A 21,305-nucleotide genomic window follows, 5' to 3' on the forward strand; every position below is an offset into this window, starting at 1 on the left:
AGGGAGGGACGAACATGCGCAATGGGACGCGGGGAAGGACGTCAGTCGCTTCGGTCCTTCTCGATTCGGGCGAGGCGTGCGGCGAGGTCGGCGACCTGCTCCTCAAGAGCCTTGAGGGCGCGGGCAGTCGAGTCTTCGTTGGACTCGGAGGCGGTCTCCGTGATGAAGGAGCCGCGTCCCTGGTGGGAGTAGATGAGCCCCGCCGTGCGCAGCTCCGTCAGGGCCCGCTGGACTGTGCCGGCCGCGACGCCGTACTCCTCTGCCAGCTCGCGTGTGCTCGGCAGCTTCGTCCCGGCGGTCCAGCGGCCGGAGCGGATCTTGTCGCGGACATCCTGAACGATTCGCTGGTACGGCTGCACGGCCTCGTTGCTCATAAGCGACATCGTAGGTCGACCCCCTCGCCTTAGCTAGCTTCCATAGCTTCCTCAATCAAGCACTTGACACGCCCCCGACTGTATCAGCTAAGTTAGCTATGCCGACGAAGCGAGCGGGGCGGCAAAGGCCCCCACCTGCCACTTCCCGGGATCACGTAGAGCCCGAACTTGAAGGGAGCACCACCCCGTGAACACGACTAGCCGCCCTACCGCCAGCCTCGCCACCGAGAGCTTCGACGCCCAGACGCTCGCGTTGCTGGACGCGATCGACGTGGAGCTGCCGGACTTCGGAGACATCGACCTGGACATCGCCTTCGGTACGCCGCTCGAGATGTACGAGCTGGTGACGGCGGACGAGCTCGCCAGGTGGGACGCCGCTTCCGCGCTGGCGAAGGGCAAGAGCAAGGCCCGCGACGACGTCATCGCGGAGTCCGGAGCACGGCGTGAGGCGGCCCGCGACATCCTCGCCGCCGACCCGTCGATCACCGCCCTCGTCCGCGAGCGCCTGGTCGACGTGCTTATTCCCCAGGCGCACCTCCTGCGCCGGCACATCGAAGGCGGCCACCACATCGCCCTTTTCACGGTCCACTTCCTCCCCCTCGGCATCACGGGCAGCGGCAAGTTCGGCGCGGCCGCGGAGCAGCTCGCCAGCTGACCCGACGCCTTCTGCCGGAACCGCGCCTCGCGCGGCGCCGGTAGTGGGCGCCGGATTACCCGGCTTCCAACGCACAGACCGACCCATCGTCGGCGGGCCACGCCAGGAGCGAGCCCAGAGACGAGAGCAGGCGGAACCGCCCGGACCCCCCGATTGCGGGGTGTGAAAGGAAGCGGCCGTTCTTTGAGAACTCCATAGCGATCATGCGGGGCTGACGCGAGAGGCACGCCTGCTCTCCCCCCTACGCACGGCACGCCGTTCCCAGTTGATCGGGAACGGGGGGAAGGACCGGGAGCTGACCAGCGCGATGCACCACCGGCTGGATGGCAAGCGGATCGACCAGCGTGGCCCCAACGCATGTGGCGAGATGAGACAGATCGCCTCCGAGACAAGCCGGGTGAAGCTTGTCCCCGCGGCTCGACCTTGCCAGTCGCACCCACCACTTCAGTGAGGTGACGCCGCACCGATGCGCTGGAACAACGGCGTGCGTCACAGATCGATATGACGCACCGGGCTTCCCGGCATCACCCGCAGAGGCAGGCGCCTGCCTCCCTCTGCTCCAGCTGTCACGCGCTTTCGGTGCGCACCGGCCAGTCCGGTGAGCAACGGGAAGCGCAGGACTGACGGTTGCCTGATCCGCTCGCACCGGCCTCGGCCGGAACGGGCGGTGAAGGGGAGCCGGACAGACCGTCCAGCCCCACCACGAGGACAGCCCCAGGGATTACGCCCCCGGGGCTGTCACGGACCTGAGAAGAGGCCCGAATGCAGATCATGACACGACTTCGCCCCCTCGCCGCCGGTGGATACCGCGACCGGGAGGAAGAGGACAACCAGCGCGGGTACGAGCGCGACGAGACGGACACCGACTTCCACCAGCTCGTCCGGCACCTCGCCACGGACGGCGACGACCGTGCCAGCACGGCCGGCCGCCGGGCGCGCCGGACGCTCGCCGAGATGGTGCCCGGGTACGAGCAGCAGCCGATCCTCCGGATGACCCGGGCGCTTCCCCTGCGGGCGGCGACCGAGGCGTGTGGGGTGTGCAGCCGCTGGAACTGCAACTGCCCGCCCTGGGACGGCAAGGCTTCGGTCCGGGCGTACGCCGGGCTGTCGGCCGGGCGGTGACCGTGGCCACCGTCTCGTGCAGCTCCTGCTGCGGATCCGGTACGCGGATGGTGACCGTCAACCGCGTCGGTGCGGACGGCACCCCCTACCAGAGCGTGGAGAACGAGAACTGCGGGACGTGGTCCGGCTCTGGCCAGGTCAGCACCGGCGAGGACGGCTGACGCTGAACCCCCTGCCGATACGGACGGCGCGGGGCGCGCAGTACCGCGCGGCCCGCGCCGCCGTTGTCCTCGGCCTGGCCCACCCGCTCACCCGCGTGCTGCTCGCGGCCGCCGCTGCGGCGGCCGCGACGGCGTGGGACGCGGGCCACCCGGTCGCCGACATCCACCCGCGCACCACCGAGAGGCACCGGACCGGCCGCCCGCTCTTCGAGCGGCTCTGCCGCCTCCAGGACGCCTACCTGAACGACCAACGCTCCTGACTCGATCGGAGACGGACCATGCAGACGCTGACCCTCAACCAGTTCCGCGCCGACCACGGTGACCCGGCCCGCTGGTGCGCCAGCGAGATCGACAGCTACCTCGTGTTCGGCGACATCGCCCCGCCGGCCCCCGCGCCGTTCACCTTCGCGGAGATGCAGGAGGTCGCCGCCTGCTACGCCGAGTCCGCCGAGCGGGAGCAGGCGGTCGCCGACAGCCTCGCCTCGAAGGGCCACACCGAGGCCGCCGACCTCTGGGCGCGCGGCGCCGAGACGTCCGCGCGGTACGCGGCCGCCGCCCGCCTGGGCTACCCCGCCTACGAGGCCGCTCTCAACAGCTGACGGTCTGCAGGCTGCCTGATCCGCGAAGCCCCGCACCGCCCGTTCACCCGGGCCGGTGCGGGGCTTCGCGGTGAAGGGGAGCCGGACAGCCCGTGCCCACCACGCCCGAAAGGCGGCCCCCATGTTCGAGTTGAACCACCGCACCACCCGCACCTCGCAGGAGCTGGAGCAGTCCTTCAGCCGCGACATCGAGGTGTTCGTCGCCGGTACGGTCGCCCCGTCCTCCCCGGCCGACACCCCCGCCGCCCTGCTCGAGGCCGCGTTCGCGCTGACCGAGGACCGCACCGACTGGCTGCGGTGGGGGCTCAGCGGCATGCCGATGACCGGCGAGCAGATCGCCTCCCACGCCGAGGCCGCGATCACCATCCTGCGCACCGCCGGATGGAACCCGTCGCTCCCGGCGGGCCGCGGCATCAGTGCCGCCCTGCGGCACGCCGAGACCGTCGACACCACCCAGCGCTTCTGCACCGACACCAACAGCGCCCTGGACGACATCTTCGCGCTGCTGATCCGGGCGCTGACCGGCGCACCGTTCGCCACCTACACGTTCTGGGACCAGCACCCGGGCCGCCAGGTCGAGGAAGTCTTCGGGCTCCTCGCCGCCGCGGCCTCGTTCGCCCGCGCCTACGGCCCGGCCGAGTCCGCCCTGAGCGCCTGACCCCCTTGTTCGACCTGTCGGTCTGCCCCCTGCCTGCGGCAGGGGGCGCCGGAAACGTGAGGACGCACATGATGCAGAAAGCCACCCAGCACGCCGCGCAACAGGGCTTCAAGCGGGGCGACTTCGTCCTGTACCGGGACCCCGCCCGGTACTGGACGGGCCAGCCCAATCACACCTTCGTCTGCCAGATCACCTTCAGCTGGCACACCGGCGAGTGGAACCTGCGCGTGGTCGAGACGGGGGTGGAGACCTACCGGGTTTCCGAGGAGTACATGCGGCTGCTGCCGGCGGCGGAGGCGATGGTCGACATCGACACCGCCCCGCTGCGGGCCGCCAACGCCGCCGCCGCGATGGACGTGTCCGCGCTGGCCTGGCTGGTCCAGAACGATCCGCGCCGGGCCATCAACGGTCACCCGCAGGTCTGACGGCTGCCTGATCCGCGAAGCCCCGCACCGCCCCGCTGGCCGGGGCCGGTGCGGGGCTTCGCGGTGAAGGGGAGCCGGACAGCCCGCGCCCACCACCTCCTGGAGGACCTCGTGATCTCCCTTCCCCTCTTCCTGTTCTCCGGCGGCGCCGTCTACCTGTGCTGGCGCTCGGAGATGCGCCTGGGCGTCCTGGTGGCCGCCCTGGTGTGCGGCTACGCGCTCGCCACGTCGCCGCTGTCCGCCGCGATCGACGGTCTCGGCACCGGCATCAGCACCGCGATCTCCAGCGCCAACAGCGCCACCGCCGCCAGCAAGTGACCTGGTGCCGCTTGCCCGTGGCCCCGCACCCCCGTCCGGGGTGCGGGACCGCGGGGAGGTGACTACCGCCCCCGGCCCGCACGGCCCCCTCACCCGGAAGGAACCCACCCGATATGAGCGACAGCGACAGCGACAGCGACAGCGGCGAGAAGCTCGGCTCGACTCTGGCCCAGCTGATCCAGCAGCTGGAGAAGATCGAGTTCACCACCGACCGCGACCTCTACCAGTACGCCCGGATCCTGCGGGCGATCGGCCTGGAGCTCCACATGCGGATCGGGATGGACGCCGACATGGTCGGCGCCATCCTCGCCCAGTACAAGGGCAAGTGGTGGACCTTCGGGGCCCAGTCCAAGATCCGCGCCCTGCTGGTCGCCGCGCACCTCAAGAGCGGCGCCTCCGCCGCGAAGGTGCTCGGTCTGTCCGGCATCAAGATGTACGCGTCCTTCGTCAAGCACTTCATCCAGCCGGAGATCGAGGCCGAGCGCAAGGCCCGCGAGGGCAAGGGCAAGAAGCCCGGCTTCTCCATCGGTGACAAGCCCCGCGGTGCGGGTGAAAGGGGAGCGGCCTGATGGCACGGTTCTCCCGTCGCGCGAAGAAGATCGACACCACCCCGCCGGACGAGCAGAACCCGACGTCCCCGTGGATCACGTACGGCGGGCCGTGGGGCATCAGCATCGGCGGCTGCGTCGTCGCCGAGACCGCCCACGTCCTCCTCGCCACCACCCCGGCCTCCCTGGCGCTCGCCGCGCTCGGCCTGGCCGGCACCGGCGCGGCGCTGTCCAAGCTGATCAGCCACATGGACATCAAGGCCAAGCGCGACAAGGACCTGCGGATCATGCACCAGGTCAACACGCTCGCGACGACGGCCGGGATCACCCTCGGCACCGTCGTCGGCCTGGAGACCGGCGCGACGATGGGCACCTGGGCGCTCGCCGGGTCCGGCCTGTGCATCGCCAACCACCTCTGGTCGGCGCTGTACAAGAAGGGCGCGGCGGAGAAGGCCGACGGGAAGTGGGCCAAGCTCGAAGCGGAGATCGGGCTGGCCAAGCACGAGCTGAAGGACGCCACGTCCAACGGCAAGGGCACGGTCGTCGCCCAGGTCGAGGCGAAGGACGGGGCGACGGCGGACGAGTTCGCCCGCCGGCTCCCCGCCATGGCGTCCGCGCTGAAGGTCGGCAAAGGGCGCATCACCCACACCGTCGACGACGAGGACTCCTCGCTGATCACCATGCGGGTCCAGGTCGCCGACCTCCTCAAGGACGGCTTCGCCTGGCCCGGCCCGTCCGCGTTCGGCGCCGGGTTCGGTGACCTGCCGATCAGCCTCGGACAGTACGAGGACGGCGAGACCCTCAAGCTGAACCTCGCCGGACAGCTCACCGACCCTCAGGAGGTCGAGGGCGGCGGGAACGTCGAGCACTGCGTCGCCCAGGGCACCAACGGCGCGGGCAAGACCGTCGGCAACAGCATCATCGTGACCGAGGCCGCCACCCGCACCGAGGTGTCCGTCATCATCATCAACTGCTCGAAGTTCATGCAGGACTACGGGCACGTCCGGCACGCCGCCGACATGGTCATCAGCGATGAGAAGGACGCCCGCCGGTTCTTCAAGCAGATGCACACCGTCATCAAGGCCCGCGGTGAGTACCTCGCCGCGAAGGGCCTGTCGAAGTGGAAGCCCGGCTGCGGCCTGAACTTCCTGCTGATCATCGGAGAGGAAGCCGCCGACTTCGCCGACGGCGACGCCTACGGCAAGGTCCTGCGCACCCTGCGCAGCACGGGGGGTTGGTTCCTCTCCTCCATCCAGCGCGCCACGCACGATCAGATGGACACCACGGCGCGCTCCAACCACCCCGCCGGTATGGCCTACGGGCTGTCCGACGGGGCGGAGGCCCAGTACATCCTGCCGCCCGAGGCGATCGAGGCCGGCGCGTTTCCCGGCTGGGGCAACAGGAAGCCCGGCTACCTGTACGCGGCCGGGATGGGCATCGCGGAGGACCGGTGGGCGGTCACCGCCCGTACGTACTACGCCGAGCGCGCCACCCTGGCGGCGGCCGTCACGGCGGGCATGAACGTGCGCACCCCCATGGACGAGACGACCGCGAACGCGTTCGGCGCGCTGTGGAAGGACCGCACCTTCTACACCACCCCGCTCCTGGAGGGCGACGCCGACGGTGCCGGCGCCTTCCCCCAGCAGCAGGCGGCCGCTCCGGCCGCCGTCGCGTCGGCGGACCCGTCCTCCGCGTACGACAGCGACGCCGACGAGGAGGACGACGACATGGACATCGAGGTCGACGAGGACCTGCTCGCGAAGGAGACCGAGGAATTGGACGACGCACTGCGGCAGATCCTCGCCGAGGACCCCGAGCCCGGCGAGTACACCGACCTGGACGCGGAGAGCGAGATCGAGGCGCCGGCCGCCGACGCCCCCGTCTTCTCCCTGCCCGGCCTGGTGGGCGACGCGGAGAAGCTCTCCCCCGAGGCCACCCGGGACGCCATCTTTGCTCGCCTGGATTCCTGGGTGCGCGAAGGCAAATCGTCCTTCGAGCCCAAGGAGCTCAACGACCTGTGGATGCGGGTCGACAAGAAGGGCGCCCGCGACTGGTGGAACCGCCTCAAGAAGCAGCTCCTGGACGACGGCGTCATCGCCAAGGACGACTCCGAAGAGGGCTACGGATCGTACGACCTGATCCGCTCCCCCCTCGAAAACGGCAACTGAACGTCACCACCGAGGCCGGGTTCGCACAGCGCACACCGCACTGTGTGAACCCGGCCTCCCCTCTAGGACTTTTCCGGTGTGCACCCCCGCACACAGGCAGTTCATCCCGCTTTGCACCCCGCGCACAGTGCGCCGCACACCACCCCGAACACTACGGAGGGTAACAAGAATGAGTGCCCCGACCGTGCCCCGGCCCACCCGGGCCGGAGCGCCCCCCGCCCCCGCGCCCGAGCCGCCCGTCAGCGCCGACGACGCCGCCAAGGCCCGCAACTCCATCACCAAAGTCGACAACGTCCTGACTATGGTCACCAAGGCGCTCCTCGCCCTCGGCGGCGGCGCTTTGATCTTCACTTGTGTGAATGTGACCCGGTTCGGGATGTCCCACGACATCCCTTGGTACATCGCCTGGATGCTCGACCCGCTGGCCAGCCTCGCCCTGATCACCGTCCTGTACGTCGACGGCGTCCTCGCCGAGCACGGCGGCGACTACAAGCCCGGCGGCTGGCCGTTCCTGCTCCGCTGGACCGCCGGCCTGTCCACCTGGGTCATGAACTGCTGGACGTCGCTCTACCCCGACGCCCACTTCCACTTCGTGCCCAAGACGCCGGACGCCGGGGGCATCCTGCTCCACTCCGTCGCCCCGGCCCTGCTGATCCTCCTCGCGGAAGCCGCCACCGGGTACCGCAAGTACGCGACCCGGCGGCGCGGTGAACTCGCCGCGATCATCGGCCGGTTCGAGAGCGCGAAGGCCGCAGAGCGCGAGACCGCCGAAAAGCGAGCCCGCGAGGTCGCCGAACGCGAGGCCGCCGACAAGCGCGAGGCCGCAGAACGCGAGGCGCAGCGGGAACGCGAGGCCGAAGAACGCGAGGCCGCCCGGCAAGAACGCGAGGAGAACGCGAGGCTCGAAAACGAGCGGCGCGCCGCAGAAATCGAGGCGGCCGACCACGCTCGCCGGGCGGAAATCGAGGCGGACCGCGAGCGGCTCCGGATCAAGGAACGGGCCGCACAAATCGAGGCGGCGCAGCGCAAGACCGACGCCGAGATCGAGGCGCAGCAGGAGCGCGCCCGGTGGGAGCTGGAGCAGGCCGACCGCGACCGGGACGCCAAGCGCCGGGCGGAGATCACCACGGCAGAAGCCCAGGCAGACGCGCTGCGCAAGGAGGCCGAGGCCAAGGCGGAGGCCGAGCGGATCAAGGCGGAGGCCGAGGCCCGCGCCCTGGAGGAAGCGGAGAAGATCAAGCGTCAGCGGGCCCTGGAGCGGGCCGCCGCCAAGACTCGCGGAGTCTCGGAAAGTGGTGGCGTGCGTGCCTCGATTTCTTCCGGCCGCTCCTCGGAAAACGGGCTCGCGCTCAGCGCGGTCCCCGCTCTGACCGCCTCGGAAAACACGGTGCGGGTGCCTCGCGAAGTGCGCGAGCAGCAGCGTGACGAAGCCGAGCGGTACATCGCGAAGTGCTCGCTTTCCGGTGTCGCACCGGATCTGGAGCGGCTCGCGAACCAGTACGGCAAGGGCGAGACGTGGGTCGGAGACCGGGCCCGCGCCGCGAAGCGCCGCCTCGCGGAAGAGGACGGATTCGAGGAGTCGGTCATCGCCGACGCCCTGGACGTCTTCGAGGACAGCACCGACGCGGGTGCGGCATGAGGCGCCGGCCCGGCACCCGGCCGGAGAACGAAAACGAGAACGAGACGGAGCTGGACTTCACCACCACCGGCGCCGGGGTCGACTTCACCCACCAGGGCGGCGACCCCGTGCCCCTGCTCCCCGCGCCCGGATCCGGCCACCCGCCGACGATCCTGCTGCGCTACGAGGCGCTGCTGCCCACGCGGTGGCGCCAACTGACCGACTGAGCACCCCGTGCTTCGACGGCTCCACTGGCCCCCGGAAGTGAAGGAAGCACCTCCGGAGGCCGGTGAAGAGGCCGAAGCCTCCCCCGGGCGATCTCACGCCAAATGACACTGCCCGAGCTCCCCATCAGAGGAGAGGACCCATCATGCCGTCTCCCGGCAACCAGCCCCACCCCGGCTACCCCGTCTACGCCCCGACGCCGCTCACCCCCGCCTACAACCCGGCGCCCGCCCCGTACGGCGCCCCGCACCCCGTCGCGTACGGCGCGCCGCTCCCCGAGGGCACCGTCGTCTACCCGGCGGCCCCGGGCATGGACACCGTCGTCACCGTCCCCGGCCTGTACGGACAGCAGATCTCCTACTACGCGGCCCCGCCCGCCCCCGCCCCGCAGCCCTACGTCTCCCCGCTCCTGGTGAAGGCCGCGCTGGTGGCGTTCATCCTCGGCGTCACCGGAGTCGGCATCTACTTCCTGGCGACCGCGCTCGTCGCCCTCATCAACGCGGTCGTGCTCCTGGTCGCCGTCCTCGCGGGCGGCGCGCTGGTGCTGAAGATGTTCAGCACCAGCGCCGGCCGCCGCACCCCGATCACCGTCCAGGCCCGCGGCCGCGCCAAGGTCCAGATCCACACCGGCATCGGAAACAACCGTGGCCGCCGCGGCGGCCGCTGATCCCACCCCCGGCGGACAGCCGCCCGTCCGGGACGTGCCGATGTACGAACCCCGCACCGGGGCGCTGCCCGTCTACCGGTGGCGCCAAGCCCCGAAAGGGCTCGCCACCCGCCGCCAGCTGCGCGAACAACGGCTGCGGCCCGGCGGCCAGGACCCGGTCGCCGTCATCGAATGCCGGGGCGGCAAGCGCAAGGCGTGGCTGTACGAGATCGACCGCGCCCTGCCGATCCGGCCGATGACCCTCGCCAAGGAGGTCGCGCTCGACAAGGCGATGGCCAAGCGCCAGACCTGCCCGACCTGCCGGCGCCGCTACACCCACTGCTTACCCCTGCGCACCCTCGGGGCGTGCCTGGATTGCCACGACGGCACCCCGGCCGCGCCCTTCAGCTATGTGCTGCCGCCCGGCGAGTCTTTCGCGGCTGCGGCGTGAACCCCTTCCCGCGTCTGCCGGTTGCCTGATCCACCCGCCCGTGCGGCGGGTGGTGAAGGGGAGTCGGCCAGCCCGGCCTGTCCCGTGACCACCGTGAAGGAGCCCGCCCGGTGACCGAGCCCGTCCCGCACGACCCCCAGTCCCCCGTCCCGCCGCTGGACACCATCGACGACAGCCAGCGCATCCCGCCCCGGCGGCCCGCCCCGCTCCGGCGGCCGCCGATCAGCTCCGCCGACGACCTCCCGGCCGGTGCCGTCGCCGCCCTCGGGTTCGTCAGCATCGTCGCCCTGGTCCTCACCCTCACCTGGGCCGTCCCCAGGGGCATCACCTGGTACCACCACCAGGACTGGGCGTGGGTCACCCAGGCGACCGCCACCGTCGCCGACCCCGTCCACGCCTACCTGACCGCGCACACGGCCGGCCTTCCGCTGACGGCCTCCAGCGCGTTCGTGATCTGGCAGGGCGTCGGCCTCGGAGCCCTCGCCGCGTCCTGGTTCACCGGCGCCGTCGGCGCCCGCCTGACCTGGATCGCGCACGGCACCTGCTCGGTCCTCATGGTCTGGGACGCCTCCCCCGCCGCAGGCCGACCCGTCGCCACCGCGCTCACCGTCCTCGCCTGGACGATCGGCAGCCTCTTCGCCCTGCGCGGCCTGTCCCTGCGCCCGCTGATCCACCTGCACAACCACAACCAACCGTCTCGCTGATCTGACGGCTGCCTGATCCACCCGCCCCGCCTCGCGGGCCGGGTGGTGACGGGGAGCCGGACAGCCCGGCCCGGATGGGAATCGCACGTGACCATCGCCCCTCTCACCAACACCGGCGACCGGAACCGGGACACCGCCTGCGCCGCCGTCACCGGGGAGATCGCCCGCACCGACAGCAAGGCCAGCCTCCTGCTCGCCTTCACCGGTGCGGTCCTCGCCGGTCTGGCCAGCATCGCCGACAAGGACCTGCCCGTGTTCACGAAGGTCGTCGGCGGCCTGGCCGTCCTCGCCCTCGCCGCCGCGGCGGTCTTACTCCTCCTGGTCGTCCGGCCCTGCCTCACGGTCGGCACGGCCGCACCGGGCACCTTCCCGCAGTGGGCGCGCCTGGAGGAGAACGAACTCGAGGTGGCGATGGAGCAGGACCACCGCCTCGCCTGCATCAAGGCGCTGTCGATCCTCGCGGCCCGCAAGTTCCAGCGCCTGACCCTCGCGGTCGACGTCATCCTCGCCGCGCTCGCCCTGCTGACCACTGCGGCGATCGGGGTGCTGGTGTGAGCACCGCCGCCAGCTTCGTCATCAGCTACGCCAGCATCGCCAGCGCGCTCGCCGTCCCGTTCGTGATCGCCGCCGCTCGCCGCACCGCCGCCCGCATCCATGCCCAGGCCGACCAGAAGGAGCAGTAACCCATGGCACTCACCCTGTTCGCCCGCCGCCCCGAGCCCGTCGAAGCGCCGGCCCCCGACCCGTGGCCCGAGATCGGCGAGACCTGGAAGCCCGAGGGCGTCACCATCGCCCAGCGGTACTACAACCAGGCCCACGCGGTCGTTCTCGTCTACACCCCCGACGACGACAAGACCGGTCACTGCTACACGGTCGCGTGCCTCGGCTGCCACTTCGCCTCCGCGTACGGCGGAAAGCCCACGTACACCCCCTACGGCCTTGCCCAGGCCGCGACGGTCGCCAACGAGCACGCCACGACCTGCCGCGCACTGCCCCGCACCCTTCCCGCCCGCCCGGACGACGACACCGTGCGCGAGCAGTTGCACGCCTGGGTGAACGACAACCGCCGTTACGCGACCAACCAGCTGTGGCTCTCCTCCCTGGACCTGCGCCGCCTCACCATGCAGCGCACCACCGCCTGGATCGAGAACGTGCTCCAGCAGCTGGCAGCCGACCAGCCCGACGTCCTGCGTATCGAGCGCAGCAGCCACAGCGGCTACGTCTCCTACTACGCCCGCAGCAAACCGAAAAACTGACCGGCGCTCACCGTGCGCCCCCGCCCGCCGGCCACCCGGCGGGCGGGGGCGTCGCGGTGTCCGCCGGGTCAACCGAGACCAGGCGACCGGCCCTCCCCCGGAGGTCACCGTGCCCCGCACCCGCCACACCCTCATGGAAACTGTCGCGGCCCGCCTCGGGTGGCGACGCACCTACCGCGACCCGGCCCAGCTCGACGTCCTGCTGACCGAGCAGAGCGACACCGCGTACACCGAGGCCGAGGCCGCCGGCCATGCCCGGCTGGCCACCGCGAAGAACTGCACCGCACAGCACGTCCAGCCCGGTGTCCTGGACGTCCGGGGCCGGGTCCTGGCCGACGTCCTCTACCTGGAAGGCGTCCTGACCGGCGCCCGCAACCGGAACCTGGAGCCGGAACTCCTCGAGCTCCTGGAGGCCGCCGTCGACCACGGCCACGAGCTGACCGTGCTCCTCGCGCACACCGCCCGCACCACCGCCGCCGCTCACACCGCCGGCCTCTGAGCGCCCGGGGTGACCGCAGGCCTCGGCCCCGGCCGCCCCGGAGCACCACCCTTTCCCTCTCCCAGCGCACCCAGAACAAGGAGTCCTTCACCATGAACGCATCCCTGCGCCAGGTGGCCACCACCGTCGCCAGCTCGATGATCGACGGCGCCAGCATGGTCGCCGCGCTGATCGGCGGCGCCACCGGCGCCTACCTCGGCTACCAGATCACCCCCACCTCCTGGGCCGACAGCCTGCGGATCACCGCGGCCGGGGCCGCCGCCGTCTTCGGCGCGATCGCCGTCGACGGCCTCGCCGAACACGCCCTCGCCCCGCTGCGCCGGATGACCCGCGTTACGTTCATCCCCACCCGCCAGTCCGCCCCGGCCCCGGCCGCCACGCTGGACGAGGCCCTCGCCCAGGTCATCACCGCGACCGAGGACGACGCCGCACACCGAGCCGCCAACGGCGCCTTCCAGATCGACGGCGGCGACACGTTCCTGCGGGACGCGAGCCGGTGGCGCGGCTACGAGAACGGCGAGGCGTCCTTCTACCTCGCCCCGGGCGTCGTGCTCCACCACCGCGCCGAGAGGGACGAGTACAAGCACACCTTCACGCTGCTGACCGGCGACGGCGAGCAGCCGGTGCGCATCACCGGGATGGAGCAGGTCCGCCACCACCTCGCCGCCCGCGCCGCCGGCCTCCCCGCCGCCCCGGTGACCACCGGCACCGGGGACGGGGCCGGCGACGAGCACAGGGTCTCGGTCGCCGAGCTCGACGACTACCTCAAGGCCCTCGAGGGCTGACGGGCTGCCCGTTCCGCCCCGGCCCTTCCGGCCGGGGCGGTGCGGTGGCCAATCAGCCCCGCCTCCGAGAGGAACCCCTCCCCGATGCCCCTCACCAAGAACAGGACCTCCAAGCTCAGCGTCCTGCGCTACGGCGCCTTCGTCTCCCGCACCGCCGAACAGCGCGTCCTCTCCCGCGCGTCGGCCGTTCAGAACCTGGTCCACGACCACTACGGCCGCCGCCCGCTGGGCCCGGTCACGATCGTCCTGACGAAGCCGCACCTGCTCCTCGGGCTCGCCAACGAGGCGCAGGGCGAAGCGGCCGCTGTCCCGGCCAACGTCTGGAAGTCCGCCGGCACCAAGCAGGCCATCGTCGGCAAGACCCGGGACTTCCGCGTCGCCACGGTCATCGCCCCCAAGGGCGCGATGTGGATGCTGCTGTCCGCCCCGAAGCTGCGCGACCGCAAGCAGCTCCAGCTCGCTCTGCTGCGCGGCTTCGTCGAAGTCGACCAGCTCATCCGCTCCGGCGCCCGTGAGAACCGCATCACCTGGATCCGCCACGAGATGAAGGTCCACCCGCTCAGCAAGCGCCAGGCCAACAAGTTCCAGGCGCAGATGTTCGCCGACGGAGCCGAAGCCGAACGCGTCACCGCCGACCTCGCCCGGCGCCTGTGACCTGACGTACCGCCGTGCCGTCCCGGGCCCGGGCCGGGACGGTGCGGGGGCACGTCAGCCCACCGTCACCGCCAGGAGGCGCCCATGCCCCACCCCGCCGCACACGCCCCCACCCGCTTCATCACGCTCCTCGGGGAGATCGTCGGATCCGAGTGGACCCCGCCCGACGTCCCGAACTGGCCGGTCAACTTCACCCGCCCCGCCGCCGACCTCGCCCTCACCGTCTACCCGCAGCGCAGGAACAGCCGGATCGTCTTCACCACCGCGTCGCTGACCGCCCCCGACCGGCGGTGCCACGTGAAGTACACCCCCGACCTGGCGGGCCACGACAGCATCGACGCCTGGCTCGCCGACGGCGACCTGGACGCCGTCACCGACGCGCTCACCGTCATCGTCCGGCGGCTGGTCGACCAGCCGCTCCCCGACCCCGTCGTCCCGCACCCCGACCCGGTCGGCCGCGAGATGGAGTACCTCGCCGAGCACGCCCAGGAGCTGGCCCGGCTCACCGCCCAGTTCGCCGCCGGCCTCATCCGCGGCGAGGCCCTCGCGGACCAGGCCAGCCGGATCGCCGCCCTCGCCCAGCAGACCGAGCAGAGCGCCATCCGCGTCGACGAGCTCCGCGGCCCCGCCCCCGCCACCCGCGCCTGATCCGACCGCCCGCCCAGCACGCTCCCGAGACCACCTGGAGGAAGCCATGGCACACAGCATCCGGCCCGTCGTCCACTACATCGCGACCCGCCCCGACGGCACCGTCCCGCCCACCGACATCTACCTCGCCCGCTACCTCCGCGCCCAGGGCGAGACCATCTCGACCGTCAACCTCGTCGACCACCTCGGCCAGGTCGTCGACCACCCCACCCCCGGCCAGAAGTGGTACACCGACCGGCCCTTCGGCTACTTCCACATGTACACGCGGCCCGGCGAGATCCTGGAGCGCGTCGAGGACGGCTGGCCCATCCGGCTGTTCGTCGTCGAGCCGCTCGGCGAGACCGGCAACTGGGCCACCGCCTACTCCCCGTACTGGCTGCTGTCCCACCAGATCCGCGTCGTGGAGGAGACCGACGCCTGGAAGGCGTTCGGACACCGCGGCGCGCAGGTCCTGGCCGAACTCGCGCAGCTGCCCGACCTCGCCCGGCAGTGGGCCACCGATTGGGCCGCCGACCCCGAGAGCACGCGCCGCATGTACACGGCGTGGGAGAAGCGGGTGGACCACACCCGGGCGCTGACCAGCTGGGCGTTCTGCAGGGCGCAGTACTCCCGGCGCGAGGCCGCCCTCCAGGCCGCCAACCAGCTCGCCGGGGACGCGGCCGGGCAGGCCGCGACCGCCGCCGGCGCCGACTCGCACACGGTCGCTCTGATCCAGCTGCGGGCCCGGTGCCTGGTCGCCGGGCAGCTCATGTTCGACCGGATCCGCGACGGCGAGTACGAGCAGTCGATCCGCGGCCTGCTGCTCGGCGCCGGGCTCGACACCCCGGCGGCCGTCGCCGCCTGACAGACCGGCATCCTCCAGGCCGCCCCGCCCGGGGCGGCCTGCTCCATCCCTTTCAGACCAGGAGGCATCTGATGACCACCGGCACCACCGACGAGACGATCCGCTACACCGCCGACGTCGTCCTGCTCGCCGCCGGCCACATCCTGCTGATCGAGCGGGGCTGGGACCCGTTCAAGGGGCAGTGGGCCTTGGCTGGCGGTCACGTGGACACGGGAGAGACCAGCCTGGAGGCCGCCGTGCGCGAGCTGGAGGAGGAGACCGGCATCACCGTCCCGGCCGCCGAACTCCGGCAGGTGGGCGCTTTCGACGCCCCGGGCCGTGACCCGCGCGGCCGGTACGTCACCGTCGCCTACACGGCCACCCTGCCCACGCCGGTCCAGCCGACGGCCGGGGACGACGCCACCGCCGCCCGCTGGTGGCCCCTGAACTCGCTCCCCGACCTCGCCTTCGACCACGCCGAGATCATCACGGTCGCCCTCAACCGCTGACCCCCTCCCGCGCGAGCGCGGCGCTCCTCCGTGCCGCCCCGGCCCTTCCCGGCCGGGGCGGTCGCGGTGTTCCGCCACGACCAGCGCCACGCCCCGATCCCGAGACCAGCAGGGCACCACCCGCAGAACACGAAAGCGCCCGGGCCGCCGACGCAAACGGCGGCCCGGGCTTTCCTGCCCGTGCCAGAGACGAGAAGGACATCTCAGTATGCCCGCCACCCTGTTACCGACCAAGGCGTTCCACATCACCGCGCTCGTGGTCCCGCTCGCCGGATGGACCCTGCACACCGCGGTTCTGCTCCGCCGCCTTGACCAGGCGCACCACGACCCGATGACCGGGTGCTGGCGCCGTGAGTTTTTCACCCCCCGCGCCCAGCGCCTCCTGGAGCGCCACCCTGACGAGGCCGTCCTGGTCCTCGCGGACGCCGACCACTTCAAACAGCTCAACGATGGCTTCGGGCACGCCGCCGGTGACACCGCGCTCGCCGCGATCGGCCGCCGCCTCACCGAATGGGCCGGACCCCGCGGCGCCGCCGGACGCCTCGGCGGCGACGAGTTCGCCGCGATCACCCGGATCGACCCCCGCCACCAGGCGCTGCGCCTCGAACACCTGGTCCGGCTGATGCACCGTCCCGTCCCGTACGCGGACGGCACCCTGCCGCTCGCCGTGTCCCTCGGCGCCGCGACCCTGGCCGCCACCGGCAGCAACGAACTGCCGGTCATGATGCGGGCCGCGGACTCGGCGATGTACCAGGGCAAACACACCGGCCGCCTCGTCGTCGCTACCCCTGCGCACGCGACCGTGCCCTCCGTCAACGGACGCCGCCTCGGCCGCCCGGGCACCGCCGTTCCGGGACGTGCCGCATGACCACTACCGCCGTACCGGTCGGTGACTGGATCCGCGGCATCACCATCAGGCAGCCGTGGACGACCGCGATCCTCACCGGCGAGAAGACGGTGGAGAACCGGCCCCGGCCGTGGTCCTGGCGCGGTTGGCTGCTGCTGCACGCCGGCGCGGCCACCGAGCCCACCGCGATGCGCGACCCGCTGGTCGCCACCGCGATCCGCGGCCTCGGCCTGCCCACCCGGGCCGTCATCGGCGTCGCCCGCCTCACCGACTGCCACCAGGACGCCGTCGGCACGGCTCCCTGCTCGACGTGGGCGCAGCCCGACGCGTTTCACCTCGTCCTGGCCGACGTCCACGAGCTCGCGCTGCCGATCCCGTGGCGGCACGGACAGCTCGGACCGTGGCGCCCCCCGCAGGACCTCGTCGACCAAGTCCTCCTCCAGCTCCCCCACCTCTCCCCGGAAGGCAGCAGCTCATGAGCGGCAAAGGCACCGGCGTCCCGCAGCCGCCGACGTTCATCCCGTCCGACGACCGCATCCCCTTCCCCACCACCGACCAGGTTCTGCGCTGCCGCACGGAACCCGGCCTCTTCGCGCTCGAGGACATCCGCAACACCGACCAGGACCCCCACGCCCGTGAGAAGGCGCTCGCCAAGGCGAAGCACGCCTGTTCCGGCTGCCCGATCGTCACGGGCTGCCTGAAGTGGGCGCTGGCCAACCCCGACCTGACCCGCACCGGGGTGTGGGCGGCGACCACCAAACGCGACCGCACACAACTGCGCAAGGACCTCGTCGCGCGGCTCGGTGAGGACTGGGTCGGCGTGGTGGCCGAGCAGGACCGGCGCCGGCGGGAACGGGCCCGCACCGGCCGCGTCGTCCCGCCGACCGTCCGCGAACTGGCCCTTGCCCGCCTCGAGCTGGAGTCCATCCCCACCCGGCCCGCGCCGTACAACCGGTGGAAGCAGCCGATCACCCCCGCGCAGGCGGCATCGAACCTGCGCGTGCTGGCCCTCGTCGCCAGCGGCAAGGCCGCCTGATGTTCACCGACTGGTCCGAGGCCCTCGAAGCCGAATCCCTGCCCCTGGACCCGAACCCGGCCAAGCAGCTCGCCGCCGCGGCCCGGGTCACCGCCCGCAGCTCCCACGACAAGGACGACCTCGCCCTGCTCCTGGACGTCCTCGGGCTGCCCACCGACCCCGACACCCTCACCGCCCTGCTCCCCCTCCTCCCGGAAACCGGAGACGCACCCACCATGACGAACACCCCCGCCCCGGCCCTGACCGCGTTCGAGGCCATGGCGCTCTCGATGCACAACAACGGCGACGCCGAGCACACGATCCGCGAGGCCACCGGCCTCAGCGAGACCGACCTCAGCGACCTCATCGCCCACCAGATCACCGACATCCCGGCCATCAACGTCCCGGTCGTCGCGCTGCCCGTCTCCGACGCCCTCCAGAAGCTGATCGACTGGGCCGCCTCCCACCCGGCCGCCAGCGTCCGCAGCCGCGCCGCCCGCATCACCGCCGACCTCGCCGAACTGTCCGACCGCCGCGACACCGAGGCCGCCCAGCGCCACGCCGAGGCCAAGGTCGCCAAGGCCAAGGCCGACCTCGAACGCGCCCAGGACGAACTGCGCACCGTGAAGGCCGGCACCCGCACCACCACGGCCGCCGCGCCCACGCCGATCCGGGCGGGCATGGGCAGCGGCCGCACCCGGGAGGAACTCGCCGCCATCAGGACGTGGGCGCGCGCCAACGGCCACCAGGTCGCCGACGCGGGCATCGTGCGCAAGACGGTCCTCGAGGCGTACGACGCCGCCCACCAGGCGCCGGTCCGGAAGGCCGGCTGACCGTGGCCGACAACGCGATAGCCCTGGACGGCTTCCTGGACGAGGAGACCGTGCCCGGCGACCTGCACGGGACGACGGCACGGTTCCGCCTCATCGTCTCCCCGACGGACGAGCGCACGGACGAGATGATCCTGCCCTGCAGCGTCACCGACTCCGAGCTGGCCCACGCGGTCATCCACGACCTCGTCCCCGGCGACACGCTCCGCGTCACCGGCCACCTCCGGCTGCCCCGCACACCGGACGAACCGATGTGGCTGGCCGTCACCACGCTCACCGTGCTGGAAACCGCACCGGACCTGTCCGACCCGGCCGCCGGCTCCACGGCCGTCCTCGAACGGTACGGACCGTACGTCTGCTGGTTCGACGACGAAGACTCCGGCGAGGTCCCCGTGTGGACCGAAACGGGAGCCTGGGTCGGCACCGCCGGTGACCCGAGCGCGCTGAGCGAACTGATCGAGGCCTTCGAGCAGCGCCAGGCCGCCGGCGGCGAGTAGCGGAGCGGCCGTGCCCATCCGACCCGAGAACCTGCACCGCTACCCGCGCGACTGGCCCCGGATCAGCGCGCGGATCCGGTTCGAGCGGGCGGGCGGCCGCTGCGAGTGCACGGGCCACTGCGGCCTGGCGCACCCGGGCGGCCGCTGCCCTGCCGTCCACGAGGAGACCCACCCGGACACCGGGTCCGTGGTCCACCTCACTACCGCCCACCTCAACCACACCCCCGAAGACGTGCGCGACGAGAACCTGCTCGCCGCCTGCCAGCTCTGCCACCTGCGCATCGACCACGGCCACCACCGGGTCACCCGCTCGCTCACCCTCGCCGCCCGCACGGCCGCCGGCAGACAGCTCGGACTCCTCCCCGAGACCGCGCTCACCCGCACCGAGCCGCCCACCCCGCCGCGCCCCACCAGGGGCCGCACCCCGGCCGCCGCGCTCCACCAGCTGCCCTTCCCCGAACCCGACCAGGAGACGAAGCCCATGGCCCGCATCACCGTGAAGATCACCCCGCTCCACCCGGACGGCACCGAATGCACCCACGCCACCCGGCCCTCCGGCAAGCCCCGCGACCCGGACGCCGGCTGCACCGGCCGCCGCAACTACGCCGTGGTGTGCAGCGCCTGCGGCCCGGTCGGCGACCCCCACGGCCTGCGGGCCCTCGCCGAACCGGCGCAGAGCGCGCACCGCGACAGCCACAAGGCCACCCTCGCCCCGGCCTCCCACTGACCCCACCCGCTCCGGCCGCCGGGACCACCACGGTCCCGGCGGCCCCACCGAATGTGAGGGCCCATGCCCCCCACCGTCTTCGACCAGTTCACCCGCCGCACCGCCGACATCACCGCCCAACTCACCACCCTCGGCATTCCGCTCACCGCACCGCCTCTGCCGCCCGCCGACCCCGACCCCGACCCCACCGACTCGTGGGCCAGCAACTACACCGCCCCCGTCGACCGCTCCACCCTCGCCTGGTGCACCGCAGTCCAGATGCTCGCCGACCACCACCACACCGGCATCGACCGCCAGGTCCCCGCCGCCGATGCCCTGCTGCGCGAGCTCGGAGTACGCGGCCTCGCCCAACTCCACTCCGACCTCCACGCGGGCGCGCCCGTCGACTTCCGCTTCACCCGCTGCCCGTACTGCTCCGGCATCGGAGAGGACCCCACCCAGCCGACCTGCAACGAGGTCGGCTGCGCAACGTGGCTGGAGCACGCCGGGCACGACCACCTGTGCCCGGTCTGCCACGGCGACGACTACCAGCCCCAGTGGCTTGCCGAAGAGCAGATGGCCGAACTCGAGGAACTCCTCGCCGACGCCATCGAGGAGCGTCAGGAGCGCGCCTTGCTCCGCTACCGGATCCGGGCCCGGCTCCACCGCCGGACGGTCCGCACGTGACGGCCCACTTCCGCCGCTGCGGACACGGCGCCGGCCCCCTGCACCCCGGCGATCAGAAGGCGGTCGCGGAGTTCACCGCCATGCTCACCGCCCGCCAGCGGCCGACCCCCTGGACCGGCCGCGGCGACGTCGCCGTACGGATTGGCGAGCGCGGCGGCCTGGAACGCGGACGCCCGCTCACCAGGCAGCACCCGGACGCCGACCCGGTCGCCCTGGTCCTCATCCACCCCGACACCGAAACCGCCCTCACCAGCACCCTCTACTGCCCCCGGTCCCGCATCCACGGCACCTGGACGACGCCGTACCGACTCCTCACCCACGCACACGCCGGACGCACCATCACCCCCAACCTCAGCCTGGAGGCATGACCGTGCAGCAGATCCGCCGTACCGCATCTCTGGCAGCAACCACCCTGATCGCGATCCTGGCGCTCACGGCCTGCGGCGCGACCACCCAGTCCCCCGCCCATCACGACAGCCGCATGAAGAAGGCCGCCGGGATCGGCTCCCTGACCATCATCTGCAACAAGGACATCTGGCAGAGCACCCGCCCGGACGGACTGAAGAAGGTCACCACCGTCCCCGCCGACGGAGAGCGCGGACAGCGCGGCATGGTCCGGATCACGCTCACCGGCGCCCAGCTCGTCACCTACCTCGACGAACTGGACCAGGACGCCCACCCCGGCTGGATGGGGCCCAACCTCCCCGACCAGGAAGCTCTCTCCGGCCGTATCTACGACGCGCTCACCCCCGCCATCGACAAGGTCACCACCGCACGCTCCACCGCCGACCCCGCCCCCGAGATCCTCATCGACGACACCCTCGCCACCCAGGCCCCCTGACCACAAAGCGGCCCCCGTTCCCGGAATCGTCCGGGA

At 72.1% G+C, this 21,305-nt stretch carries 33 protein-coding genes; 32 read left to right on the forward strand and 1 reads right to left on the reverse strand.

The features are described 5' to 3' along the window. Nucleotides 1-41 precede the first annotated feature (41 nt). Nucleotides 42-374 carry a GntR family transcriptional regulator gene (locus OG599_RS34640; protein ID WP_327180330.1) on the reverse strand — a complete coding sequence of 111 codons (333 nt, stop codon included), beginning with the start codon at nucleotides 372-374 and terminating at the stop codon, nucleotides 42-44. 187 nt (nucleotides 375-561) lie between these two features. Between OG599_RS34640 and OG599_RS34645 the strand changes: the two genes are divergently transcribed. The 32 genes from OG599_RS34645 (at nucleotide 562) to OG599_RS34800 (ending at nucleotide 21,269) form a co-directional block, all read left to right on the forward strand. Beyond that, a complete protein-coding gene (locus OG599_RS34645) occupies nucleotides 562-1,029 on the forward strand; it encodes a hypothetical protein (RefSeq protein ID WP_327180331.1) in 468 nt (155 codons plus the stop codon). 771 nt (nucleotides 1,030-1,800) lie between these two features. Next, the gene (locus OG599_RS34650) at nucleotides 1,801-2,151 is read left to right on the forward strand and encodes a hypothetical protein (protein ID WP_327180332.1); all 351 of its coding nucleotides are present in this window, start codon (nucleotides 1,801-1,803) and stop codon (nucleotides 2,149-2,151) included. A gap of 118 nt (nucleotides 2,152-2,269) precedes the next feature. Next, nucleotides 2,270-2,572 carry a hypothetical protein gene (locus tag OG599_RS34655; protein WP_327180333.1) on the forward strand — a complete coding sequence of 101 codons (303 nt, stop codon included), beginning with the start codon at nucleotides 2,270-2,272 and terminating at the stop codon, nucleotides 2,570-2,572. Nucleotides 2,573-2,590: 18 nt separating this feature from the next. Next, nucleotides 2,591-2,911, forward strand: a complete 321-nt coding sequence (locus tag OG599_RS34660) for a hypothetical protein (RefSeq protein ID WP_327180334.1) — start codon at nucleotides 2,591-2,593, stop codon at nucleotides 2,909-2,911. Between the two features lie 121 nt (nucleotides 2,912-3,032). Then, nucleotides 3,033-3,569, forward strand: coding sequence for a DUF6197 family protein (locus tag OG599_RS34665; RefSeq protein WP_327180335.1), 537 nt, complete (start codon nucleotides 3,033-3,035; stop codon nucleotides 3,567-3,569). A gap of 68 nt (nucleotides 3,570-3,637) precedes the next feature. Further along, nucleotides 3,638-3,994, forward strand: coding sequence for a hypothetical protein (locus tag OG599_RS34670; RefSeq protein WP_327180336.1), 357 nt, complete (start codon nucleotides 3,638-3,640; stop codon nucleotides 3,992-3,994). 111 nt (nucleotides 3,995-4,105) lie between these two features. Then, nucleotides 4,106-4,312: a hypothetical protein gene (locus OG599_RS34675; RefSeq protein ID WP_327180337.1), complete on the forward strand. Its 207-nt coding sequence runs from the start codon at nucleotides 4,106-4,108 to the stop codon at nucleotides 4,310-4,312. A gap of 113 nt (nucleotides 4,313-4,425) precedes the next feature. Then, entirely contained in the window at nucleotides 4,426-4,881 is a 456-nt protein-coding gene (locus OG599_RS34680; protein WP_327180338.1) for a hypothetical protein, read from the forward strand. Next, nucleotides 4,881-7,028, forward strand: coding sequence for a hypothetical protein (locus OG599_RS34685; protein WP_327180339.1), 2,148 nt, complete (start codon nucleotides 4,881-4,883; stop codon nucleotides 7,026-7,028). Before OG599_RS34680 ends, OG599_RS34685 begins: the two co-directional genes overlap by 1 nt. Nucleotides 7,029-7,197: 169 nt before the next feature. After that, entirely contained in the window at nucleotides 7,198-8,667 is a 1,470-nt protein-coding gene (locus OG599_RS34690; RefSeq protein ID WP_327180340.1) for a hypothetical protein, read from the forward strand. Continuing rightward, nucleotides 8,664-8,873: a hypothetical protein gene (locus OG599_RS34695; RefSeq protein ID WP_327180341.1), complete on the forward strand. Its 210-nt coding sequence runs from the start codon at nucleotides 8,664-8,666 to the stop codon at nucleotides 8,871-8,873. The genes OG599_RS34690 and OG599_RS34695 overlap by 4 nt, the downstream gene beginning before the upstream one ends. A gap of 143 nt (nucleotides 8,874-9,016) precedes the next feature. Then, complete coding sequence (locus OG599_RS34700) at nucleotides 9,017-9,538, forward strand: hypothetical protein (protein ID WP_327180342.1); 522 nt, start codon at nucleotides 9,017-9,019, stop codon at nucleotides 9,536-9,538. Between the two features lie 40 nt (nucleotides 9,539-9,578). Further along, a complete protein-coding gene (locus tag OG599_RS34705; RefSeq protein WP_327180343.1) occupies nucleotides 9,579-9,968 on the forward strand; it encodes an RRQRL motif-containing zinc-binding protein in 390 nt (129 codons plus the stop codon). Between the two features lie 110 nt (nucleotides 9,969-10,078). Beyond that, the gene (locus OG599_RS34710) at nucleotides 10,079-10,672 is read left to right on the forward strand and encodes a hypothetical protein (RefSeq protein WP_327180344.1); all 594 of its coding nucleotides are present in this window, start codon (nucleotides 10,079-10,081) and stop codon (nucleotides 10,670-10,672) included. Nucleotides 10,673-10,759: 87 nt separating this feature from the next. After that, nucleotides 10,760-11,227 (forward strand): Pycsar system effector family protein, encoded by a 468-nt coding sequence (locus OG599_RS34715; RefSeq protein WP_327180345.1) that lies wholly within the window; start codon nucleotides 10,760-10,762, stop codon nucleotides 11,225-11,227. Beyond that, nucleotides 11,224-11,355, forward strand: coding sequence for a hypothetical protein (locus OG599_RS34720; RefSeq protein ID WP_327180346.1), 132 nt, complete (start codon nucleotides 11,224-11,226; stop codon nucleotides 11,353-11,355). Before OG599_RS34715 ends, OG599_RS34720 begins: the two co-directional genes overlap by 4 nt. Before the next feature lie 3 nt (nucleotides 11,356-11,358). Beyond that, nucleotides 11,359-11,928 (forward strand): hypothetical protein, encoded by a 570-nt coding sequence (locus OG599_RS34725; RefSeq protein ID WP_327180347.1) that lies wholly within the window; start codon nucleotides 11,359-11,361, stop codon nucleotides 11,926-11,928. Between the two features lie 109 nt (nucleotides 11,929-12,037). Beyond that, entirely contained in the window at nucleotides 12,038-12,427 is a 390-nt protein-coding gene (locus OG599_RS34730; RefSeq protein ID WP_327180348.1) for a hypothetical protein, read from the forward strand. A gap of 92 nt (nucleotides 12,428-12,519) precedes the next feature. Beyond that, nucleotides 12,520-13,212, forward strand: coding sequence for a hypothetical protein (locus tag OG599_RS34735; protein ID WP_327180349.1), 693 nt, complete (start codon nucleotides 12,520-12,522; stop codon nucleotides 13,210-13,212). A gap of 84 nt (nucleotides 13,213-13,296) precedes the next feature. Further along, nucleotides 13,297-13,866: a hypothetical protein gene (locus OG599_RS34740; protein ID WP_327180350.1), complete on the forward strand. Its 570-nt coding sequence runs from the start codon at nucleotides 13,297-13,299 to the stop codon at nucleotides 13,864-13,866. Between the two features lie 84 nt (nucleotides 13,867-13,950). Further along, a complete protein-coding gene (locus tag OG599_RS34745) occupies nucleotides 13,951-14,514 on the forward strand; it encodes a hypothetical protein (protein WP_327180351.1) in 564 nt (187 codons plus the stop codon). A 46-nt stretch (nucleotides 14,515-14,560) separates the two neighbouring features. Then, nucleotides 14,561-15,358, forward strand: a complete 798-nt coding sequence (locus OG599_RS34750; protein WP_327180352.1) for a hypothetical protein — start codon at nucleotides 14,561-14,563, stop codon at nucleotides 15,356-15,358. A 71-nt stretch (nucleotides 15,359-15,429) separates the two neighbouring features. Beyond that, the gene (locus OG599_RS34755; RefSeq protein WP_327180353.1) at nucleotides 15,430-15,846 is read left to right on the forward strand and encodes an NUDIX hydrolase; all 417 of its coding nucleotides are present in this window, start codon (nucleotides 15,430-15,432) and stop codon (nucleotides 15,844-15,846) included. 208 nt (nucleotides 15,847-16,054) lie between these two features. Continuing rightward, nucleotides 16,055-16,714, forward strand: coding sequence for a GGDEF domain-containing protein (locus OG599_RS34760; RefSeq protein WP_327180354.1), 660 nt, complete (start codon nucleotides 16,055-16,057; stop codon nucleotides 16,712-16,714). Next, nucleotides 16,711-17,172: a hypothetical protein gene (locus OG599_RS34765; RefSeq protein WP_327180355.1), complete on the forward strand. Its 462-nt coding sequence runs from the start codon at nucleotides 16,711-16,713 to the stop codon at nucleotides 17,170-17,172. The genes OG599_RS34760 and OG599_RS34765 overlap by 4 nt, the downstream gene beginning before the upstream one ends. Continuing rightward, a complete protein-coding gene (locus OG599_RS34770) occupies nucleotides 17,169-17,729 on the forward strand; it encodes a WhiB family transcriptional regulator (RefSeq protein ID WP_327180357.1) in 561 nt (186 codons plus the stop codon). Before OG599_RS34765 ends, OG599_RS34770 begins: the two co-directional genes overlap by 4 nt. Further along, complete coding sequence (locus OG599_RS34775) at nucleotides 17,729-18,541, forward strand: Lsr2 family DNA-binding protein (RefSeq protein WP_327180358.1); 813 nt, start codon at nucleotides 17,729-17,731, stop codon at nucleotides 18,539-18,541. Before OG599_RS34770 ends, OG599_RS34775 begins: the two co-directional genes overlap by 1 nt. 2 nt (nucleotides 18,542-18,543) lie before the next feature. Beyond that, nucleotides 18,544-19,035, forward strand: coding sequence for a hypothetical protein (locus OG599_RS34780; RefSeq protein ID WP_327180359.1), 492 nt, complete (start codon nucleotides 18,544-18,546; stop codon nucleotides 19,033-19,035). Between the two features lie 10 nt (nucleotides 19,036-19,045). Further along, entirely contained in the window at nucleotides 19,046-19,762 is a 717-nt protein-coding gene (locus tag OG599_RS35575; protein WP_442809739.1) for a hypothetical protein, read from the forward strand. A gap of 63 nt (nucleotides 19,763-19,825) precedes the next feature. Continuing rightward, nucleotides 19,826-20,428 carry a hypothetical protein gene (locus tag OG599_RS34790; protein ID WP_327180360.1) on the forward strand — a complete coding sequence of 201 codons (603 nt, stop codon included), beginning with the start codon at nucleotides 19,826-19,828 and terminating at the stop codon, nucleotides 20,426-20,428. Next, nucleotides 20,425-20,796, forward strand: a complete 372-nt coding sequence (locus tag OG599_RS34795; RefSeq protein WP_327180361.1) for a hypothetical protein — start codon at nucleotides 20,425-20,427, stop codon at nucleotides 20,794-20,796. Before OG599_RS34790 ends, OG599_RS34795 begins: the two co-directional genes overlap by 4 nt. Further along, entirely contained in the window at nucleotides 20,793-21,269 is a 477-nt protein-coding gene (locus OG599_RS34800) for a hypothetical protein (RefSeq protein WP_327180362.1), read from the forward strand. The genes OG599_RS34795 and OG599_RS34800 overlap by 4 nt, the downstream gene beginning before the upstream one ends. Nucleotides 21,270-21,305: the final 36 nt, after the last annotated feature.

The sequence above is a fragment of the Streptomyces sp. NBC_01335 genome, from assembly GCF_035953295.1.
GTDB lineage: Bacteria > Actinomycetota > Actinomycetes > Streptomycetales > Streptomycetaceae > Streptomyces.

Coding starts and splice junctions, on each gene's coding strand:
- OG599_RS34770 (WP_327180357.1), top strand. CDS start 17,169: ATGAGCGGCAAAGGCACCGGCGTCCCGCAGCCGCCGACGTTCATCCCG.
- OG599_RS34670 (WP_327180336.1), top strand. CDS start 3,638: ATGATGCAGAAAGCCACCCAGCACGCCGCGCAACAGGGCTTCAAGCGG.
- OG599_RS34695 (WP_327180341.1), top strand. CDS start 8,664: ATGAGGCGCCGGCCCGGCACCCGGCCGGAGAACGAAAACGAGAACGAG.
- OG599_RS34740 (WP_327180350.1), top strand. CDS start 13,297: ATGCCCCTCACCAAGAACAGGACCTCCAAGCTCAGCGTCCTGCGCTAC.
- OG599_RS34745 (WP_327180351.1), top strand. CDS start 13,951: ATGCCCCACCCCGCCGCACACGCCCCCACCCGCTTCATCACGCTCCTC.
- OG599_RS34790 (WP_327180360.1), top strand. CDS start 19,826: ATGCCCCCCACCGTCTTCGACCAGTTCACCCGCCGCACCGCCGACATC.
- OG599_RS34640 (WP_327180330.1), bottom strand. CDS start 374: ATGAGCAACGAGGCCGTGCAGCCGTACCAGCGAATCGTTCAGGATGTC.
- OG599_RS34660 (WP_327180334.1), top strand. CDS start 2,591: ATGCAGACGCTGACCCTCAACCAGTTCCGCGCCGACCACGGTGACCCG.
- OG599_RS34685 (WP_327180339.1), top strand. CDS start 4,881: ATGGCACGGTTCTCCCGTCGCGCGAAGAAGATCGACACCACCCCGCCG.
- OG599_RS34755 (WP_327180353.1), top strand. CDS start 15,430: ATGACCACCGGCACCACCGACGAGACGATCCGCTACACCGCCGACGTC.
- OG599_RS34750 (WP_327180352.1), top strand. CDS start 14,561: ATGGCACACAGCATCCGGCCCGTCGTCCACTACATCGCGACCCGCCCC.
- OG599_RS34735 (WP_327180349.1), top strand. CDS start 12,520: ATGAACGCATCCCTGCGCCAGGTGGCCACCACCGTCGCCAGCTCGATG.
- OG599_RS34760 (WP_327180354.1), top strand. CDS start 16,055: ATGCCCGCCACCCTGTTACCGACCAAGGCGTTCCACATCACCGCGCTC.
- OG599_RS34775 (WP_327180358.1), top strand. CDS start 17,729: ATGTTCACCGACTGGTCCGAGGCCCTCGAAGCCGAATCCCTGCCCCTG.
- OG599_RS34665 (WP_327180335.1), top strand. CDS start 3,033: ATGTTCGAGTTGAACCACCGCACCACCCGCACCTCGCAGGAGCTGGAG.
- OG599_RS34690 (WP_327180340.1), top strand. CDS start 7,198: ATGAGTGCCCCGACCGTGCCCCGGCCCACCCGGGCCGGAGCGCCCCCC.
- OG599_RS34650 (WP_327180332.1), top strand. CDS start 1,801: ATGACACGACTTCGCCCCCTCGCCGCCGGTGGATACCGCGACCGGGAG.
- OG599_RS34765 (WP_327180355.1), top strand. CDS start 16,711: ATGACCACTACCGCCGTACCGGTCGGTGACTGGATCCGCGGCATCACC.
- OG599_RS34725 (WP_327180347.1), top strand. CDS start 11,359: ATGGCACTCACCCTGTTCGCCCGCCGCCCCGAGCCCGTCGAAGCGCCG.
- OG599_RS34705 (WP_327180343.1), top strand. CDS start 9,579: ATGTACGAACCCCGCACCGGGGCGCTGCCCGTCTACCGGTGGCGCCAA.
- OG599_RS34680 (WP_327180338.1), top strand. CDS start 4,426: ATGAGCGACAGCGACAGCGACAGCGACAGCGGCGAGAAGCTCGGCTCG.
- OG599_RS34800 (WP_327180362.1), top strand. CDS start 20,793: ATGACCGTGCAGCAGATCCGCCGTACCGCATCTCTGGCAGCAACCACC.
- OG599_RS34700 (WP_327180342.1), top strand. CDS start 9,017: ATGCCGTCTCCCGGCAACCAGCCCCACCCCGGCTACCCCGTCTACGCC.